The organism is Porphyromonas bobii (assembly GCF_943169685.1).
GTDB lineage: Bacteria > Bacteroidota > Bacteroidia > Bacteroidales > Porphyromonadaceae > Porphyromonas > Porphyromonas pasteri.
Window position 1 is genome coordinate 222,001 of sequence record NZ_CALPBU010000003.1, and the last position, 16,729, is coordinate 238,729.

Annotated in this window: 12 protein-coding genes; 9 read left to right on the top strand and 3 right to left on the bottom strand. The window is 57.1% G+C overall.

Going from position 1 to position 16,729, the window contains the following annotated elements; all coding sequences use genetic code 11:
- The first annotated feature begins 386 nt into the window (after positions 1-386).
- A complete protein-coding gene (locus KO088_RS04690; RefSeq protein ID WP_215493781.1) occupies positions 387-1,031 on the top strand; it encodes an ATP-binding cassette domain-containing protein in 645 nt (214 codons plus the stop codon).
- Positions 1,032-1,035: 4 nt separating this feature from the next.
- Entirely contained in the window at positions 1,036-2,235 is a 1,200-nt protein-coding gene (locus KO088_RS04695) for an ABC transporter permease (RefSeq protein WP_215493782.1), read from the top strand.
- A gap of 101 nt (positions 2,236-2,336) precedes the next feature.
- On the opposite strand, the gene KO088_RS04700 is transcribed toward KO088_RS04695, so the two are convergent.
- The 3 genes from KO088_RS04700 to dgt all read right to left on the bottom strand — a co-directional run bounded on the left by KO088_RS04700 (position 2,337) and on the right by dgt (position 5,122).
- Positions 2,337-2,657, bottom strand: a complete 321-nt coding sequence (locus KO088_RS04700; RefSeq protein ID WP_060935211.1) for a MerR family transcriptional regulator — start codon at positions 2,655-2,657, stop codon at positions 2,337-2,339.
- Between the two features lie 12 nt (positions 2,658-2,669).
- Positions 2,670-3,665, bottom strand: coding sequence for a type I phosphomannose isomerase catalytic subunit (locus KO088_RS04705; protein WP_215493783.1), 996 nt, complete (start codon positions 3,663-3,665; stop codon positions 2,670-2,672).
- A 116-nt stretch (positions 3,666-3,781) separates the two neighbouring features.
- Positions 3,782-5,122, bottom strand: coding sequence for a dGTP triphosphohydrolase (gene dgt / locus KO088_RS04710; protein WP_215493784.1), 1,341 nt, complete (start codon positions 5,120-5,122; stop codon positions 3,782-3,784).
- A gap of 853 nt (positions 5,123-5,975) precedes the next feature.
- On the opposite strand from dgt, the gene KO088_RS04715 reads away from it, so the two are divergent.
- From KO088_RS04715 to cobM, 7 genes are all read left to right on the top strand, one after another.
- Positions 5,976-7,643 carry a DUF4836 family protein gene (locus KO088_RS04715; RefSeq protein ID WP_215493785.1) on the top strand — a complete coding sequence of 556 codons (1,668 nt, stop codon included), beginning with the start codon at positions 5,976-5,978 and terminating at the stop codon, positions 7,641-7,643.
- A 166-nt stretch (positions 7,644-7,809) separates the two neighbouring features.
- Positions 7,810-9,486, top strand: a complete 1,677-nt coding sequence (locus tag KO088_RS04720; protein ID WP_215493786.1) for a DUF4836 family protein — start codon at positions 7,810-7,812, stop codon at positions 9,484-9,486.
- 164 nt (positions 9,487-9,650) lie between these two features.
- Positions 9,651-11,354, top strand: a complete 1,704-nt coding sequence (locus KO088_RS04725) for a DUF4836 family protein (protein ID WP_215493787.1) — start codon at positions 9,651-9,653, stop codon at positions 11,352-11,354.
- A gap of 188 nt (positions 11,355-11,542) precedes the next feature.
- Positions 11,543-12,850, top strand: a complete 1,308-nt coding sequence (locus KO088_RS04730; RefSeq protein WP_215493788.1) for a Na+/H+ antiporter NhaC family protein — start codon at positions 11,543-11,545, stop codon at positions 12,848-12,850.
- 6 nt (positions 12,851-12,856) lie between these two features.
- On the top strand, positions 12,857-13,402 hold the full coding sequence (locus KO088_RS04735; RefSeq protein ID WP_215493789.1) for a GNAT family N-acetyltransferase: 546 nt from the start codon (positions 12,857-12,859) through the stop codon (positions 13,400-13,402).
- Between the two features lie 24 nt (positions 13,403-13,426).
- Complete coding sequence (locus KO088_RS04740) at positions 13,427-14,575, top strand: iron-containing alcohol dehydrogenase (RefSeq protein WP_215493790.1); 1,149 nt, start codon at positions 13,427-13,429, stop codon at positions 14,573-14,575.
- Positions 14,576-14,606: 31 nt separating this feature from the next.
- Positions 14,607-16,427, top strand: a complete 1,821-nt coding sequence (cobM, locus tag KO088_RS04745) for a precorrin-4 C(11)-methyltransferase (protein WP_215493791.1) — start codon at positions 14,607-14,609, stop codon at positions 16,425-16,427.
- Positions 16,428-16,729 lie beyond the last annotated feature (302 nt).

Sequence of the window (16,729 nt, forward strand, 5' to 3'; positions counted from 1 at the left end):
CGGAGAGAAAAGCAGGAAGCAGTAGTCAAGTGATTTCCTACGAGTACGAATAAAAGTTGCTGACGAATAGCTGATAAGTTTGATCTACGTGCGTGGCTCTAAAATCTACGTACGTAGTCTTTTGGATTTACGTACCTGGTCTTTAAGACTACGTGCATAGACAGAGGAAATGCACTACGGGAAGCTCCCTTTTTCTTCACGGGAATGTAGATTTTGCTCCGCAGGGCAAGAAGAATCCCCGTGATGGGGTTCGCCCCCACGAAGGACTATTCTTGCATCATAAGCCGATAATCCATATCTTGCACGTTGATAATCACGGGGGTGCAGTCGCACAGACCCGCATTCCCCCCCAAGAATACAAGCGACTAAGTATAGTCCATCTCTCCATGCAGCAAATCACCCTCTCCCAAGTCCTACCCGAGGTCTTCCGTGAGCGTACCGATCTCGTCTCCGAGGTCTGGCGACAGGAGCTCAGCCTCGAGCGGGGCAAGCACTATCTCATAGAAGCCTCTTCCGGCGCTGGTAAGTCGTCCTTCTGTAGCTTCGTCTACGGCTGGCGTGGCGACTACTCGGGCCGCATCGCCTTCGACGGACAAGATATCCGCGCACTCTCCGCCTCAGCCTGGGGGCGCATCCGACGTGAGTCCCTGAGCTTCCTTTTCCAGGATATGCGCCTCTTCGGCGAGCTAACGGCTTGGGACAACGTGTGGATCAAGAACCAGCTCACAGGGCACAAGGACCGCCAGACTATCGAGGGCTACTTCGAGGCGCTCGGTATCGCCGACAAGCTCAAGAGCCCCGCACGCCTGCTCTCCCTCGGGCAGCAGCAGCGCCTTGCCGCTATCCGCTCGCTCTGTCAGCCCTTCGACTTCCTCCTCCTCGACGAGCCCATCAGCCACCTCGATGAGTCGAACGGCCGCACACTCGCAGGGCTCATCACCGCCGAAGCCACCGCCCAAGGCGCCTCCGTCATCGTCACCTCCGTAGGCAAGCACCTACCGCTGGAGTATCACCACACCTACCAGCTATAGCCCCATGAATAGACTTGTCATACGCCTGCTGAGCCGTCATATCAGCCCACTGCAGCTCTTCGGCTTCTTCGTCGCCAACCTCATCGGCATGGCGATCATCCTACTCGGGTGCCAGTTCTACCAAGACGCGACGAGCGTCCTCGGTGCGAAGGACCGCTTCATGAAGGGCGACTACATCATCATCAGCAAGCAGGTACGCGGTGGGCTCTTCGGCAGGAAGAAGAACAACAGCTTCTCCGCCAGCGAAATCGAAGAGCTATCGAAGCAAGACTTTGCCCTGCGTGTCGGGCGCTTCCTCCCCTCGAAGTTCCGTGTGTCGGCGGGCCTGACACTCGGCATCGGGATGTCGACGTATATGTTCTTCGAAGCCGTACCCGAAGAGTTCCTCGACGTGAAGGCCGAGGACTGGAAGTACGACCCGAATAGCGATGAAGTGCCGATCATCATCCCACGCAACTACCTCGGGCTGTACAACTCTGCCTTCGCACAGAGCCAAGGCCTTCCGCTTCTCTCCGAGGCGACGATGAGTAGCCTTCCCCTTCAGCTCGACCTCTCGGGTGCTGGCGAAGAGGTCCAGCTACGTGGCCGTATCGTAGGCTTCTCCAACCGCCTCAATACGCTACTCGTCCCCCTACCCTTCCTCGAGGCGATGAACGAACGCTTGGCACCTGGTGCCGAAGCCCCCTCGACACGCCTCATTGTCGAGGTCAAGAGCCCTTCCGATCCAGCCATCACACTCTACCTGCGCGACCACCACTATGAGAGCGAAGGCGAGCGCCTGGCGTCAGGCGAATCAATGTACCTCCTGCGACTCCTCGCGGGGCTTGTCTTAGCTATCGGGGTACTCATCTCCGCCCTCTCGATCTATCTGCTTCTCCTCTCGATATACCTTCTCCTGCAGAAGAATACGCGACAGATCGAGGATCTCCTACTGCTCGGCTACACGCGTAGTGCCGTCATCCGCCCCTACATCGCACTGACGCTCCTCGTACAGTGCGCTGTCCTCGGCCTTAGCCTCGTCGCTGTGGCCTACGCCCGTGGCTACTATATCGAGGCTGCTCAGCGCCTACTCTCTGACGAAGTGAGCGGAGGGCTTGGCACGACCGCCCTCATCGGTGTCGGCATCTTCCTCATCACGGCACTCATCAATACGCTATCCATCCGCCACAAGGTGCACAGCCTACGCCTCTTCGCTAAGGCATAGGCTCCACTAAGCATCACAAAAGCATAAGCCCGTGCTCCCCAGATGTGGGAGTACGGGCTTATGCTTTTATCGGCTTTTCAGCTGACTACGGCGAGGGGCGATTAGCCGAGTGCCTTACGCAGCTCATCGAGCTGCTGACGGATCTGCCGTAGGCGGAGCAGCGTGTCGGCGCGCGACTCGAGGGAGGACTGACGGACGCGAAGCTGGGCATTCGCCCCCTCGATCGTCATCCCCTTCTCTCGCAGGAGGAGCTGTATGGTGCGTAGCGTCTCGATATCCCGCTCGGTGTACTGCCGCACGCCCTTAGGCGAGATGTGAGGCGATACCTGCGGGAAGACCGTCTCCCAGTAGCGGACGGTCGAGACGGGCTCACCAAGCTGGTGCGCCACCTCCTTGATGCGGTAGAAGAGTCGCTTAGCCATAGCTGCGAGAGCTTACTTAGCTGCGGGGATGTAGGTCTCGAGGAGCTTGACCTTGCCCACGGGTGTGAGGGTGAGCGAAGGATTGGAAGCAGGGACGAGTACGCTCTGACCCTGATGCAGCTCGACGACCGTGCCGTCAGCATCCGTCAGACGTACGCCACCCTCCATACAGATGTAGATGACGAAGCTATCCAGCTTAGACCAGTCACGAGCAAGTGGCGCATCGAGGTCCAGGAGGTTCGTCTCGAAGTAGCGGCAAGATACCAGCTCGACGGGAGCATCTACCTGAGGCGTGTAAGCCGTGCGGTAGTCGTCCTCGAGGTGATAGTCGATGGCGTCCTTCGCCAGCTCGGTGTGAAGCTCACGCTTGTTGCCTGCGGCATCCGTACGATCGTAGTCGTAGATACGGTAGGTGATATTGGAGGTCTGCTGGATCTCAGCGATGAAGCAGCCTGCACCGATAGCGTGGACACGACCTGCGGGGAGGAAGAAGACGTCACCAGCATTCACTTCGTATTCGGCCAGTGCCTCGACGATGGTACCTTCTTCGATACGGCGCACGTAGTCCTCGGGCGAAGACTGCACGGCGAAGCCACTATAGAGCTTGGCCCCTGGGGTCGCATTGATGACGTACCACATCTCGGTCTTCCCGAAGGAATTGTGACGCTTGAGACCGAGGGCATCATCGGGATGCACCTGGATAGAGAGGTAGTCGCGGGCATCGATGAACTTGATGAGCAGGGGGAAGCGACGGCCAAAGCGCTCGAGGACGCTCTTACCGACGAGCTCTTCGCCGTAGGTATGGATCAGTTCGTCGAGGTTCTTCCCAGCGAGCGGGCCAGCTGCGACGACGGAGTAGTTGTCGTCGACGTGAGAGATTTCCCAGCTCTCACCGACCTTCTTATCGTCAGGAGTAAGGCCTTTGAATGGGCGGATAGCACTGCCGCCCCAGATGACTTCCTTCAAGAGAGGCTCGAAGGTCAGGGGATATAGCTTATTGATAGACATAATGGGATGTATGATATCGTGGAGATATATGTGGATTGTCGGATGACGGTGCAAAGGTAGTCATTATAGCCTCTACACCCTATTTATGCATAGGTACAAAGAGAAGAAGCGAGCGCTTAGACCGCAGGGAGGTTCATCCCCGTGATGCGGCGATAGAGGTCGAGGGCGTAGATATCCGTCATCCCCGAGATATAGTCCAGCGTGCTCTGGATGCGTCCGTACATCGTGGGCTGTCCCATCTCATACTGGCTACTTACGCGACTGAGGAGCGTGCGGCTGTACTGGTAGTCGGGGTGAATCTGTGCCTCAAGGAGCTGGTCGAGGAGGGCGGTGAAGATACGATGCCCTGCGAGCTCGACGTCGACGACCTCACGGGCCCGATAGATGCGGGCATAGGCCGTCTGGCTACACGCCTCGTAGGCCGCCTTCGTGCGTGGCTCGAGGTGATGGATGAGGCTACCAGAGAAGGTCCCCGCGAGGATCTCCCGCTCAGCATCGAGGAAGATACCTGCGGCCTCCTCGACCAAGAGATTGATGACCTTGGAGCGCAGGTAAGCCGTCTGCTCGTTGGGGTCGGTGATATGCCGAAGGCCCTGCTGCACCTCCCGCAGCTCCTCCTCGGAGAAGAAGGCCGAGAGCAACCCCTGTGCCTCCCCACGACTCAGGATGTGGAGCTTCGCGGCATCCTCGATGTCCATAATCTGATAGCATATATCGTCTGCAGCCTCCACGAGGTAGACCAGTGGATGGCGGGCATAGCTCAGTGCTGAGGCGGTGCGTCGCTCGAGGCCCAGCTCTGTGGCGACCTCTTTCATCGTCTCCTCTTCTGTGGCGAAGAAGCCGAACTTACTCTTCCCTCCTGCCAAGAGACTGCTATAGGGATACTTCACGATGCTCGCCACTGTGCTATACGTCAGGGCAAAGCCCCCAGGACGGCGACCACGGAACTGATGTGTCAGGAGGCGGAAGGCATTCGCATTCCCCTCGAAGTAGAGGAAGTCCTCCCAGCGTCCACCCTCGGCACGTACCAGAGGCTCCCAGCGCTTCCCCGGGCCTTCGCCGAAGTAAGCGCTGATCGCACGCTCTCCGCTGTGTCCGAAGGGGGGATTCCCCATATCGTGCGCCAGACACGCAGCGCTGACGATGGCACTGATCCCCGAGCGGAAGGGCGTCTCACGGTCGGTGGGATAGCGCTCGGAGAGCACCTCCCCGACGATGTTGCCCAGCGATCGCCCGAGGCAGCTCACCTCGAGGCTATGCGTCAGGCGGTTGTGCACGAAGATGTTCCCAGGCAGAGGGAAGACCTGCGTCTTATTCTGTAGGCGGCGGAAGGCAGGCGAGAAGACTAAGCGGTCATAGTCCCGCTCGAAGTCGCTTCGTGCCCAGCCCCGCGACTGGGGGCGCTCTGCGCGGTCTGCACCCAGACGGCGGTCAGAGAGGAGTTGGGTCCAATGCATTGGCTTAGGATCGAGAGCGAGCAGGGAGACTCCCCGCTCGTAGTAAGGAGATGAATGATATCACAAAGGTAGTGCATCTAAGCGCTTTACCCCTCATCTCCCCCCGAGATCAGGATACACGCCCCGAAGGAGGTGATGTGAACCAATATAGGTCGGTGCGCTGACCTATATTGAGATTGTTGCCGCGAGTCCTGTTCCCTATTTAGAGTGCTAAGGCATCGTGCGCCCAGCTCCCCGATACACCTCTCCGAAGTGACCGAGCAAGCCCTTCGCCTTATCACATATATTCCTCTTATCCTGCGAAGGGAAAAGTGTCCTTCTCGTGAAGGAAAAAGCGCCTTCACGTAGTGGTTTTTCAGTATCTATGCACGTAGTCTTAAAGACCAGGTACGTAAATCCAAATGTCCACGTACGTAGATATTAGAGCCACGTACGTAGCCCAAACTTATTTGCCACTCGTCCACAACTTTTATCCCTACGCGGAGCAACAGTCTCATATTGGTCGAGAAGCGAAGCTATATAGGTCGATATATGTGACCTATATTGGTTCGAGCAGTGACCTATATAGGTTCGAGCAGTGACCTATATAGGTCGCTATCCCCCTCCTCCAGAGTTCAGAGCAGCGAAGCGATATACTTCTGGATGTCAATTACTAACGGAGCACCTCTACTCTCCCATTCTCCCGCTCTACTCTTTGGCAGAGCGACATCCTTTGCTCCCAGGATAATAGGAGGAGTGAAATGCCCGTTTGAGCTAACAGCAGAGTGATCACACGTAGCGGCCTCTTTTGTGGATATATCCCTATATTTGCAGTATATAGATGCCCCCAATTAACTACACATCATAGCGACTTATGAAACGAATCAAACATTACCTTCTCCTCTTAGCAGTCCTTGCCCTCGGGCTCTCCAGCTGTAGCAAGGACCAAGCTTACCAGTATGCCCTGCCGGCTGACGCCTACTCGGTATGCTCCTTCGACCTCAAGTCTATGGCCAAGAAAGCCGGCGTCGCCAACAGTAAGGATGGCGAGCTACAGAAGCATCTCACCGAGATGCTCAGCGACAGCGAGGAGGCCGAAGCCTACTACAAGGAGCTCATCCAAAACCCCAGCAAGAGCGGTGCCGACCTCAAGAGCCCCGTCTTCTTCTTCTCCAATGAAAAGGTCAGCCTCGGCTACCTCCTGCGTGTCGATGACAAGGCCAAGCTCGAGGCCTGCGTGAACAAGCTCCGTAAGCTCCGCAACAAGGATGCTGCAGCTCTCAAGGCCGAGGACGGCATCTTCTTCGATATCGACGAAGACTCCACCGAGCCCGAAGAAGTCGAATACGATGAGAGTGAGTACGACACCATCGAAGAGACCAGCGACACGACAGCCCACCAGCCCTCGATCTCTACCTACCACGTCTCTGGGAATGTCACGGTCTACGCTTTCAATGACAAGGCCTTCATCTCCCTCAACACCAGCGAGTCGACCATCGAAGAGACGAAGCAGCTCGCTAAGCAGTACCTCAGCCAGACCAAGGACAAGAGCTATGTAGCTACCCCAGCCTTCCGTGACCTCGAGGACCAAAAGGGCGATATCCGCGGTGTCCTCTCGATGACGAAGTTCTTGGAATCCAGCTATGGCAAATCAATGACTGAGAACATTGTAGGCCTTTCGGATGCCACCAACTTCGATGGCATCGATATGAAGAAGTGCTATATGCTCTACTCGGTCTCCTTCGAGACGGGCGAAGTCGTGGGTACGATGACCTATGGTAGCGAAGACAAGGAGATCCTCAAGAAGCTCAAGAAGCTCGCCGAGGAAGTCTCTCCCAAGTCCGTACAGGATGACCTCGTGAAGCTCCTCCCCAAGGATAGCTATATGACCGCTGCTGCTACAATCAGCGCACAGAAGCTCATCGAGCACTACAGCAAGCTCCCTGGTCTCAGGGAAGCACTCTCGAACCTCAAGGAGGAAGGCGTCGATATCGAAGCTATCGCTCCCACCCTCGGAGAGGAGTTCGCCTTCACCTGCCCCCACATCAATGCGGAGCAGGCTGACTTCGGCCTCGTAGTCTACCTCAAGACGAAGGATGCTACGCTCGTAGATATGCTCTATCAGCAGGCTGAGAAGGAGCACTCTGGCAGATACGTCAAGGATGGTGGAGACCACCGCTATCGCATAGCAGAAGGTTCCTTCTTCTTCGGCTACCAAGACGGTGTGACCTATCTGGTCTACGGCGGTATGGGAAGAGAACAGCTCTTCAAGACCTCGGGTGAGAACTTCACGAAGCACAGCGAATACAGCTCGCTCAAGAAGAGCAACAGCTTCTGCTACATCGACCTGAAGAAGCTCCTGACGACGGCTCCTACCTCTGATCTGCTCCAGATGTTCATCGGCGAGAAGGCCAAGGCCTTCCACGTCCTCCAGTCCCTGAGCTTCACGGCCACCAATATCGATGGTAAGATGAGCCTGAAGATCGACTCGAAGGAGAACTCGCTGAAGACGCTCGCAGACCTCTTCGTCGCCCTGCGATAATCCCTCACGATCAGCGCTCTGCACCGAGCGTCCCCCCTTACGCAGTGCCCCGCCCCTCAGACTGAAGAGCGGGGCACTGCGCTTTTGACGGAGAGCCACATCAGCGCATCCAGCTGATTTGCACTACCTTTACGCACATAGGTCAATCCCCAACTATCCCCCTTATATGACACGAATCAAACATTACCTTCTCCTCTTAGCAGTCCTTGCCCTCGGGCTCTCCAGCTGTAGCAAGGACCAAGCTTACCAGTATGCCCTGCCGGCTGATGCCTTCTCGGTATGCTCCATCGACCTCAAGTCTATGGCCAAGAAAGCCGGCGTCGCCAACAGTAAGTATGGCGAGCTACAGAAGCATCTCACCGAGATGCTCAGCGACAGCGAGGAGGCCGAAGCCTACTACAAGGAGCTCATCCAAAACCCCAGCAAGAGCGGTGTCGACCTCAAGAGCCCCGTCTTCCTCTTCTCCAACGAAAAGGTCAGCCTCGGCTACCTCCTGCGTGTCGATGACAAGAGCAAGCTCGAGGCCTGCGTGAACAAGCTCCGTAAGCTCCGCAACAAGGATGCTGCAGCACTCAAGGCCGAGGACGGCATCTTCTTCGATATCGACGAGGACTCCACCGAGCCCGAAGATGTCAAATTAGATGAGTTCGATGAGAGTGAGTACGACGTCGTCGAAGCGACCAGCGACACGACAGCCCACCAGCCCTCGATCTCTACCTATCACGTCCCAGGGAATGTCAAGCTCTACGCCTTCAATGACAAGGCCTTCATCTCCCTCAACACCAGCGAGTCGACCATCGAAGAGACGAAGCAGCTCGCTAAGCAGTACCTCAGCCAGACCAAGGACAAGAGCTATGTAGCTACCCCAGCCTTCCGTGACCTCGAGGATCAGAAGGGCGATATCCGCGGTGTCCTCTCAATGACGAAGTTCTTGGAATCCAGCTATGGCAAATCAATGACTGAGAACATTGTAGGCCTTTCGGATGCCACCAACTTCGATGGCATCGATATGGAGAAGTGCTACATGCTCTACTCGGTCTCCTTCGAGACGGGCGAAGTCGTGGGTATGATGACCTATGGTAGCGAAGACAAGGAGATCCTCAAGAAGCTCAAGAAGCTCGCCGAGGAACTCTCTCCCAAGTCCGTACAGGATGACCTCGTGAAGTTCCTCCCCAAGGATAGCTATATGACCGCTGCAGCCTCGCTCAGCGTGCAGAAGCTCATCGAGCACTACAGCAAGCTCCCTGACTTCAAGAAAACACTCTCGGAGCTCAAGGAGGAAGGCGTCGACATCGAAGCTATCGTCCCCACCCTCGGAGAAGAGATTGCCTTCACCCTCCCCCACATCAATGCGGAGCAGGCGGAATTCGGCCTCGTAGGCTACCTCAAGACGAAGGATGCCACGCTCGTGGATATGCTCTACCAGCAGGCTGAGAAGGAGCACTCTGGCAGATATGCCAAGGACGGTGGAGACCACCGCTATCGCATAGAAGAAGGCCCCTTCTTCTTCGGCTTCCAAGATGGTGTGACCTATCTGGCCTACGGTGGTATGGGAAGAGAACAGCTCTTCAAGACCTCGGGTGAGAACTTCACGAAGCACAGCGACTACAGCTCGCTCAAGAAGAGCAACAGCTTCTGCTACATCGACCTGAAGAAGCTCCTGACGACGGCTCCTACCGCTGATCTGCTCCGGATGTTCATCGGCGAGAAGGCTAAGGCCTTCCGCGTCCTCCAGTCCCTGAGCTTCACGACCACCAATCTCAATGGTAAGATGAGCCTGAAGATCGACTCGAAGGAGAACTCGCTAAAGACACTCGCAGACCTCTTCGCCGCCCTGCGATAATCCCTCACGATCAGCGCTCTGCACCGAGCGTCCCCCCTTACGCAATGCCCCGCCCCTCAGACTGAGGAGCGGGGCACTGCACTTTTGACGGGGAGCCACCATCGCATCCATCTGATTTGCACTACCTTTACGCACAGAGGTCAATCCCCAACTATCCCCCTTATATGACACGAATCAAGTACTACCTCTTCCTCTTAGCAGTCCTTGCCCTCGGGCTCTCCAGCTGTAGCAAGGACCAAGAGTATCTGAATGCCCTACCAGCCGATGCCCATCTGGTATGCGCCTTCGAGCTGGAGCCTACCCTAAGGAAATCAGGCCTCTTAGAGGCCAATATCCAATTGCGTCAGCGTATCACCCGAGCACTGACGGGTCCTATCAACTCCAATGGCGATATCAAGGGCCTCATCCAGGGCATCAAGCAATGGGGAGTCAGTATCAAAAGCCCCGTCTATGCATTCGCGAATGAGAAGATCGATGTGGGCTACCTCCTGCGTGTCGACAATGTGGAGAAGCTCAAGAAGACCTCCAGGGATGTCCTCAAGCTCTTCGGCAAGGATCCAGCCTCAGTCAAGTCAGAGGACGGTGTCTTCATCTATATCGACGAGGAGTCGAGAGATCCAGGGGAAGTCGGGTGCTACCACACCGAGGACGGCTTCTCTACTGAGGGGGGTGCAGCAGTTGACTTCACTGAAGACTCCATAGCCCGACAAGAGTGCGAGGGGGAAGTGAGCCTTCCCGATACCATCGCCTATCATCACCCAGGAGACGTCTCCATCGTAGCCTTCAACGACAAGGCACTCATCACGCTCTTTACCACTAAGGCCACCATCGAGGAAGCGAAGCAGCTCGCCAAGCGCTACCTCAGCCAGAAGAGGGGGCAGAGCTATGCAGCTACCCCTGCCTTCCAAGATATGGAGAAGCAGAAGGGCGACATCCGTGGTGTCCTATCCTTGAGGCCGCTCGCAAGTGACAGCTATCCCTTTGAGCTGTTCACCGAGCAGGGTAAGCTCAGCCTCCCCTTGAAGATCGGTGGCATCGATCTGAAGATGTGCCACCTACTCTTCGCCTTCTCCTTCGAGCTGGGGGAGCTCAAGGGCAGTGTGACCTATGGCAGCGAAGACGGAGTGACTCTGGAGAAGCTGCGGAAACTCACCAGCGAGATCTACCCCACGACGATACAGGAGGGGCTCATCAAGTACCTCCCCAAGGATAGCTACATCACGGCAGCAGCAGCCTTCAGTGCTCGGAAGCTCCTCGAGCAGTACCGAGAGGATCCCAGTTACCAGGAGCTCCTTAGCGAGCTCAAGGCTAACAGCTTCGACCTTGAGGCTATCGCCCCCACCCTCGGAGATGAGATCGCCTTCTCCTTCCCCCGCATTGCAGAGGACTGGACGGACCCACAGTATGGCTTCGTCGTCTACCTCAAGACCAAGGACGCCACGCTCGTCGATGCTCTCTACCAGCAGGCAGAGAAAAAGATCCCTGGCCGACACACCGCTGAGGGTGCCCACCGCTATTTCGTAGCTGAGGGCCCATTCGTCTACGGCTACCAAAACGGGGTGAGCTACTTCGCCTACGGCTTGATGGGCAAGGACGACCTCTTTAAGAGTGGAGGTGCAGACTTCACCAGGCACAAGTCATATCACACGCTCAAGGAGACGAATAGCTTCGCCTACATCGACCTGAAGAAGTTCGTCACCAACCCTGCCACCGCCTCTATCAGCCAATTCATCCTCGGTGATAAAGCGAGCCTCCTTGAGTCACTCACCTTCACCACCTCTGGCTCCGAGCTCCAGATGAGCCTCAAGCTTAGCTCGACGGACAATGTGCTGAATACGCTCCTCGACGCCTTCCTCCCCACGGAGTAGAGCCTGATTCTTAGCGCTCTGCACCGAGCGTCCCCCCTTACGCAGTGCCCCACCCCTCAGATTGAGGAGCGGGGCACTGCGCATTTAGCGGGCACTCATCCGCCAGATAGTCGGAATAGAATGCGTACCTTTGTGCCACTGTGCAAGGGATTTGCACGACGTACATTCCATCATTTACTCCCTCCCGCATGCAGCAAGATACCCCTACATTTTCGCCGAAGCGATGGGGCTGGTTCGGCCTGAGCCCTCTCATCGTCTTCCTCTCCGTCTATCTACTGACCTCTATTTGTGTAGGGGACTTCTATAAGATGCCCATCACGGTGGCCTTCACCGTAGCCTCGATCTATGCCGTCGCTATCACCCGCGGCATCAAGCTCGAGGAGCGTATCCGCCAGTACTCACGTGGTGCCTCCGACCCGAATATCCTCCTGATGATCTGGATCTTCGTCTTGGCTGGTGCCTTCGCTACAGGTGCTAAGAGTATGGGTGCCATTGACGCGACCGTGAACCTCATCCTCTCGCTCCTCCCCTCCTCGCTCCTCCTCCCAGGACTCTTCATCGCGGCGTGCTTCATCTCCCTCTCCATCGGCACAAGTGTCGGCACGGTCATCGCCCTCGTACCCATCGCCCTCGGGCTCGGTGAGAGCCTCGGGCTATCAAATGCCTATGTAGCTGCCGTCGTCACAGGGGGCGCCTTCTTCGGCGACAACCTCTCGTTCATCTCCGACACGACCATCGCAGCGACCCGCACACAGGGCTGTAGCATGAAGGATAAGTTCCGTGCGAACATCGCTATCGTCCTACCAGCCGCCATCATCGCTCTCGTCCTCTACTTCGTCGTCGGGCTGGAGCTCCCTGCCGTACGTCCCTCGGGCGAAGGCTCCTTCCTCCTCACCCTCCCCTACCTCCTTGTCCTCGTGGCGGCCGTCGCTGGGATGAACGTGCTGGGTGTCCTCACCCTCGGCATCATCGCCTGCGGTGCCGTCGGGCTGGGTACAGGTACGCTACCCGCCTGGGACTGGATAGCCGCTCTCGGCAGTGGTATCACGGGCATGGGCGAGCTGATCATCGTGACGCTGATGGCAGGCGGTATGCTCGAGCTCATCCGCTACAACGGCGGTATCGATTACCTCCTCAGGCACCTCACGCGGGGCATCAGTGGCAAGCGTGGGGCTGAGCTGACTATCGCTATCCTCGTCTCTGTGGCCAACCTCTGCACAGCAAACAATACGATCGCTATCCTCACCACGGGCAAGGTATCCCGTGAGATCACGAAGCAGTACGGCCTCGATCCGCGCAAGACAGCGAGTATCCTTGACACCTTCTCCTGCTTCGTGCAGGGGCTCATCCCCTATGGTGCACAGCTCCTCCTTGCTTCGAAGCTCGCAGGTGTGTCGCCTATGGACATCGTCCCCAACCTCTACTATCCCTTCATCATGGGTGGCTGTGCACTGCTCTCGATCCTCCTGCGCTTCCCACGCCGCTACTCCCGCTGACCCGTCATGCCTACCATCGAGCTATATCCTATACCTTGGGGACAAGAGCCCCCAGCACATCTGCGACAGATCTATGAGGAAGCCTTCCCTCCCGAAGAGCGTCGTCCGTGGACACAGCTCTTCGGCCCAGAGCGCTGCGAACATATAGCTCAGCTCATCCTCTCCGATGACGAGGTCGTGGGCTTCGTCGTAGGCTGGGAGCTACCTTCATCACATTACTTTGAGTACCTTGTCATTGATCCCAATCGAAGAGGACAAGGCCTTGGTACTAAAGTACTCCAGCTGCTGGGACAGCTCTACGATGACGAATATCCCATCGTCCTCGAAGCCGAACCAGCGGGCTACTCACCGATGGCGGAGCGACGCTTAGCCTTCTATGCACGCTTTGGACTCACCGTACAGCCCTTCGACTACCGCCAGCCACCCTATGGAGCAGACCTCCCCTGGGTCGATCTACACTTACTCTCTAATCGCTCACTGCAGGAAGTAGACTTCCTCCGCATCCAGCAGGAGATCCACCGCCAAGTCTACCGTATCTCTTCAGACAAGTAATGTCTATCAAACAAGTAAAGCCCTATGAATAACTTCACCTTCCGCAATCCCACCAAGCTCGTCTTCGGCAAAGACAGCATCCTGGAGCTTCCTAAGCTCCTTCCCTCAGATGCCAAGATCCTCCTCACCTTCGGCGGAGGTAGTGTCAAGCGTAATGGTGTCTACGAAGCTGTCATCAGTCAGCTCAGTGGCTTCCAGACCGTAGAGTTCTGGGGCATCGAACCTAACCCCAAGGTAGAGACCCTGCGTAAGGCTATCGCCCTTGGGAAGCAGGAGGGAGTCACCTTCGTCCTCGCAGTGGGCGGAGGGAGTGTCCTCGATGCCAGCAAGCTTATCGTCAATGCGATCCCCTCGGAGCGTGACGCTTGGGATCTCGTACTACATGGCGCTGACCGAAGCGTCCAGACCCTTCCTCTTGGCACCGTGCTGACGATCCCCGCTACGGGCTCAGAGATGAACCGTGGAGCCGTGATCTCCAGCGAAGCGACACATGAGAAGTTCGGCTTCTACAACGAATATCCCCTATTCTCGATCCTCGATCCGAGCTATACCTACTCCCTACCCGACTACCAGATAGCGTGTGGTATCGCCGATAGCTTCATCCACGTCGTAGAGCAGTACCTCACCCGTGTCGGGGAGAGCCCTCTCATGGATCGCTGGGCAGAAGGCATTCTACTCACCCTCATCGAGGAGGCAGACAAGATCAAGGCTCAGCCTGCAGACTACGATGCACGTGCCACCTTCATGCTCTCAGCAACGATGGCACTCAATGGCTTCATCTCTATGGGCGTGACACAAGACTGGGCGACCCATCGCATAGGGCATGAGATCACAGCTCTCACGGGGCTAACGCATGGTCATACACTAGTCATCGTCCTACCCGCCCTCCTCAGAGAGCAGGCCAACAAGGGGAAGCATGCCAAGCTCCTGCAGTATGCCTCCCGTATCTGGGGTCTTACCGAGGGTAGTGAGGACGAACGCATCACTCAGGCCATCGACAAGACGGAAGCATTCTTCCGTTCGCTTGGTCTCGAGACGCGTCTCGCTGAGCGTGGCTTCGGAGATGACCTACGCGAAGAGGTCGTCCGACGCTTCCGTGAGCGTGGCACCCTCCTCGGTGAAGATCAAGACATCGACCACGAAGCAGTAGCACGCATCCTTGCTCGCTGCTAATCCCCCCCTTATCATACACAAAACCTCCTCTATGACTCTTGCCATCCTTGCCGTCTCACCCCAAGGGATCCAGACGGCTAAGCTAATCCTATCCAACTATCCCAATGCTCGCCTCTTCTCCACTCATCCTGGGGAAGGGGTCGAGCACATTGATCATATCCAGTCGTTCGTAGCCGAGCAGTTCACCGCATTCGAAGGGTGGATCTTCATCGGTGCTATGGGTATCTGTGTGCGTAGCATCGCTCCACTGATCGGGCACAAGTACACCGATCCTGCGGTGATCAACATCGACAGCACAGGGCGCCACGTCGTCTCCGTCCTATCGGGACACATCGGCGGTGCCAACGAGCTGACGCGTGACCTCGCCGCCCTCCTCGGTGCCGAGCCCGTCATCAGCACGCAGACTGACAATACAGGCCTGTGGGCTCTGGACCTCTTCTCTCGCCGCTATAGCTGGGTGACGAAGGCCAGCTCCGAGGGGCTGAATCGCCCCATCGCTCTCTATACCAATAGGGAGAAGACTGCACTCCTCCTCGAAGTGCAGGACAAGGGAACGAGCGAGCTGGAGCGTACCAAGGCCGACCATGTCGACGTCTATTACTCGCGTGAGGAGCTTATCCCCCGTCTCTCCGAGTACGCGCTGCTCCTCGTCGTCTCCTACCGAGCACTGGAGATCGACCTACTCCCCACCGTACACTTCATCCCGCCCGTACTGAGCCTCGGCCTCGGCTGCCGCTATCAGTGCGACCCCAAGGATATCGTCAGCTATATCCTCGGTGAAGTACGCCGTCACGGCTTCTTCCCCGAGGCCATCCATCATCTGGCGACCATCGACCTCAAGAAGGACGAGCCGCTCCTGCATGAGCTTGCTGCGACCCTCCGGCTCACACCCGAGATCTACACCGCAGCCGACCTCGCCGATGTAGAGGTCGCTAATCCCTCGAAGAAGGTCCACGAGGTGACGGGCGTATGGGGCGTGGCTGAGAGCACGGCACGCTATGCTGCCTCCCTCGGTAGCCTCGTGCTGGAGAAGCAGAAGGGTATGCTCCACAATGGTAATGACTTCACCTTCGCTCTGGCTGTAGAGCGCAGTGCAGAGCGCCGCGGACATATTGAGATCGTCGGTGCAGGTCCTGGTGACCCCGACCTCATCTCCATCCGTGGTCGTCAGTGGCTGGAGATCGCTGACCTCATCCTCTATGCAGGAAGCCTCGTCCCCCGTGCTCTCACGCTATGCGCTAAGCCAGGTGCGACGGTGCGTAGCTCGGCTGACATGAACCTCGAGGAGCAGTTCGCTCTGATGAAGGAGTTCTATGACAAGGGCCTCATCGTCGCCCGCCTTCACACCGGTGATCCCTGTATCTACGGGGCGATCCAGGAGCAGATGGCCTTCTTCGATGCCTATGGGATGAGCTACCATATCACCCCAGGGATCTCGTCCTTCCAGGCGGCAGCTGCAGAGCTCCGCTCGCAGTTCACCATCCCCGAGAAGACGCAGACCATCATCTTGACGCGTGGCGAAGGCCGCACGAAGATGCCCGAGACGGAGCAGCTTCACCTCTTGGCTCGCTCACAGAGCACGATGTGTATCTTCCTCAGTGCAGGTATCGTCGACGACGTACAGCGCCAGCTCCTTGAGCACTATCCCGAGGATACCCCCGTCGCAGCCTGCTACCACCTGACGTGGCCTGACCAGCGTATCTACCGTGGCGTACTGCGTGACCTCGCACAGATCGTCCACGAGAACAAGCTCACCCTGACGACGATGATCGTCGTCGGCGAAGCCATCGACAATCGCAAGGGGCTCTCTCGCCTCTATGCCGATGAGTTCAAGCACCTCTTCCGCAAGTAGTCTCTCGCGGTACCCAAGAGAGTAGCCACCTAGAGCAAAAGGTCACGGCCTCCATCCCTACTCGGTAGGGATGGAGGCCGTGACCTTTCATTTGGGGAGCGTATATCTGCTTAGATGAGGCTGTAGCCGAGAGTCCTGCCCTCTATTTAGAGTGCTAAGGCATCGTGCGCCCAGCTCCCCGATGTACCTCTCCGAAGTGATACGCAAGCCCTTCGCCTTATCGCGCGTATTCCTCTTATCCAGCGAAGGAAAAAGCATTGTTCTCGTGAAGAAAAAAGCACCTTCCCGTAGTGGTTTTCCTC